General features: G+C 50.4%; 3 protein-coding genes. All 3 read left to right on the top strand.

The genetic code is table 11. The features are described 5' to 3' along the window. The first annotated feature begins 16 nt into the window (after window positions 1–16). Genes ACRESJ_RS13110 through ACRESJ_RS13100 form a run of 3 tightly spaced genes read left to right on the top strand, consistent with a single transcriptional unit; the run spans window position 17 to window position 2,050 of the window. The gene (locus tag ACRESJ_RS13110) at window positions 17–1,255 is read left to right on the top strand and encodes a PAAR domain-containing protein (RefSeq protein WP_431758264.1); all 1,239 of its coding nucleotides are present in this window, start codon (window positions 17–19) and stop codon (window positions 1,253–1,255) included. Further along, window positions 1,252–1,641 carry a hypothetical protein gene (locus tag ACRESJ_RS13105; RefSeq protein WP_431758263.1) on the top strand — a complete coding sequence of 130 codons (390 nt, stop codon included), beginning with the start codon at window positions 1,252–1,254 and terminating at the stop codon, window positions 1,639–1,641. The genes ACRESJ_RS13110 and ACRESJ_RS13105 overlap by 4 nt, the downstream gene beginning before the upstream one ends. A 19-nt stretch (window positions 1,642–1,660) precedes the next feature. Further along, a complete protein-coding gene (locus ACRESJ_RS13100) occupies window positions 1,661–2,050 on the top strand; it encodes a hypothetical protein (RefSeq protein ID WP_431758262.1) in 390 nt (129 codons plus the stop codon). Window positions 2,051–2,851: the final 801 nt, after the last annotated feature.

The following is a 2,851-nucleotide window of genomic DNA, read 5'->3' as shown; positions in this document are numbered from 1 at the left end:
CGGCGGCAATTCATATATGAAGAGCAATGGTCGGCTGATGGCGGGCACACTGGATAGCCGCAGCGATTGCCCCTGCGAAGCACAACTGATCCCCTCGGTATTCCTGGCTACCTACAGCAAAGAGGGCAGTGCGTTGCAAGCAACTGAGGGCGCCGCCACACCGGCCCCATCCATGGGCACCGGCCGCTCATCCGCCGCACAGCAATCCAGTTTCGCCTCTTCAACACGCTCGGCTCCAACTGCATTCAGTAGCGTGATGGGCGAAGCGCCTGGCTTCTATATCGTCCCTAAAAGCATGACCCGCGAAGCCCTGGAAACCACACTTTTCCCCATGCCGCCCCCCAGCGTGATGCGCAAGTTTCAGGCGCTCAATCCTGATCGAGGACACGTCAAAGCGGGCTCGCTGATCGTGCTCAGCGACCCGAACAACTTCCAATGCACCCGTGAAGAAGCGTGGTTGATGCAAGCGGCGGCCAAGACCGAAGAAGCCCTCCAGACACTCAGCGCCGATGAGGCCGATTTCATGGCCCGGCACCATGCCGAGATCGCCTCCTTTTTAAGCTACGGCTCGACCGCAGTCGGTGTCGGCGAAGCCATGTTCGCCAATTACCTGAACAACGTTAAAGCCGTTCTGCAGGAGATGGAGGCGCTGCACCAACGCGCACTCCTCACAGACGGACATTTGCGCTCGCCAGCGTTTTTTGCCGAGCGCGAGCGATTGCTCGCAACACTCGATACCAGCCTGAATGGCCTGACTCGAAAAGGCGCCGGTCTACCCGATCACCCGAACTTGAAGAGTGCGCTGGGCATATTCAATCCGAGCCTGGTTCACCCATGGACCAAAGCGGGCGCGCCGGGACAGTTATCGGGGTATGCCACGCACATCGACGGTGTGGCCAAGGCAAGTAAATACCTTAAATACGGCGGTTGGATTGGCACGGCAGTTGGGGGTGGGGGTTCTTATATGAAGGTTCAGGATGTGTGTAGGGCGGGGAATACTGAGGCTTGTGAGAGGGTGAAGTTTACTGAGGCTGGGAGTTTTGTGGGTGGTGTTGCAGGCGGAGTAATTGCTGGTTATGCAATAACAAATACTGCAGCTGCAGGTTTGTGTGTCGCATTAGGTCTTCCGACTGGAGGGTTGGCCACTTTGGCTTGTGGCGTTGTATTGGTTGGTGTCGGCTCTTATGCTTCTGGAGCTATTGGGGAAGCAATTGGTGAAGGCGTGGGAGAAATCGTTTATGAGGTAGCTAAATGAGCATAAGCGTGGCGGATAAAATATTCATGAGCGCGGCGCTAATTAATTTTGGTGGAATATTCGTTTGTATAGGGATCGTTTTTCATATGGCCTATACCAAAATGGATTTGATGCTGGAACATATGAAAAACAGCTCTATAGTCACTCTTCACGCCCCACTTAGATACGGTGGCCCATGGGGCAAGCTTCTTTTGATCGGCTGGATAGCTAGTGCATTAACTTCCCCGAGGTATTACCTGAAGCACGGTAGCTTGAGTATTGATGATTTGGCTAATTTTCCGGTTTCTCTAAGGCGAAGGTTGGTAGTGACAAAATGGACTGCAACTCTGTTATTGGCTGCCATGCTCTTGCTCTTCGTTCTTAGGGAATCAGGAGTGCTCAGGTAGTCATCTATGAGAATGTTAAATGACTATGGCGATGACTGTTGTTGGTTATCTATGCGGGCTGGCAATCGGTGGTTTGATTATCTGGATCACGGTTGCGCTGCGGATGGCATACACAAAAATGGATTTTATGTTGGGCTTCTTGAAAAATTGCTCTTTGATCACTACGTTGGCTCAGCTCAGGCAAGGTGGTCCCTTGGGTAAACTGTTTCTCGTAGGTAGCATTGCTGGGGTTGTTACCTTTACCGATTTTTATATTAAGCGAGGTAGTGTTGACGCGGATGATTTACGTAATTTTCCCGCGCAGCTAAAACGTAGGCTAATAGTTCTACAATGGGTGGGGATGAGTTTGTTTGGCTCGATAGTGATTTTTGTAGCACTGGCTGAAGTAATAAAGGCATATGGTTTCTGACTCTTCTCACATAGCCAGAATGGTAGTAGTTGGTCCGAGATTTTTCAGAAGAGTATTTCGGAGTTGAAACTAGCCGAACCATACTATTCACCTTGACTAAAAGCCGCATCCTTCAAGATGCGGCTTCATTTTTCCTTGGCTTGTAGGAATTTTGGTATTCATTATCGCGAAATTTCCTTTTCCTTCTGCGAGCTGTGAATTTGTCGCTGCGAAGCTGTCAGCTTGAGCCGCATTATTGGTATGTGCCCTTTCAACTGGGCGCTCTAGCGCTCCAGAAGGGTGAATAACGGTCAATCAGCAGCCACCAAAGATAAGGAATCTGAAATGAAGGCTCCCTTCCAACCCTTGTACACCAATGAAGTTTCCCGCGAATTTCTCCGCAGTCTGGACGACGCTACTTTTGAAACGCGACAGCTTGCCGGCGTCAGCGAAAAAGCCTTGGCAATATAGCTAGTGCATTAACTTCCCCGGGGTATTACCTGAAGCACGGTAGCTTGAGTATTGATGATTTGGCTAATTTCCCGGTTTCTCTAAGGCGAAGGTTGGTAGTGACAAAATGGACTGCAACTCTGTTATTGGCTGCCATGCTTTTGCTCTTCGTTCTTAGGGATTCAGGAGTGCTCAGGTAGTCATCTTTGAGAATGTTAAATGACAACTGCCATGACTGTTGCTACTTCTCTTTGTGGGCTGGTGTTCCTTCCTTTTCCTTCTGATGACTGTGAATTTAGCGCTGCGAAGCTGTCGGTATAAATGACTGTGGGAGCGGGCTTGCTCGCGAAAGCGGTGTGTCAGTCAATGATG

Source organism: Pseudomonas sp., assembly GCF_050739655.1.
GTDB lineage: Bacteria > Pseudomonadota > Gammaproteobacteria > Pseudomonadales > Pseudomonadaceae > Aquipseudomonas.
The sequence above is the reverse complement of the archived record's forward strand: the minus strand, read 5'-3'. Positions and strand labels throughout refer to the sequence as shown.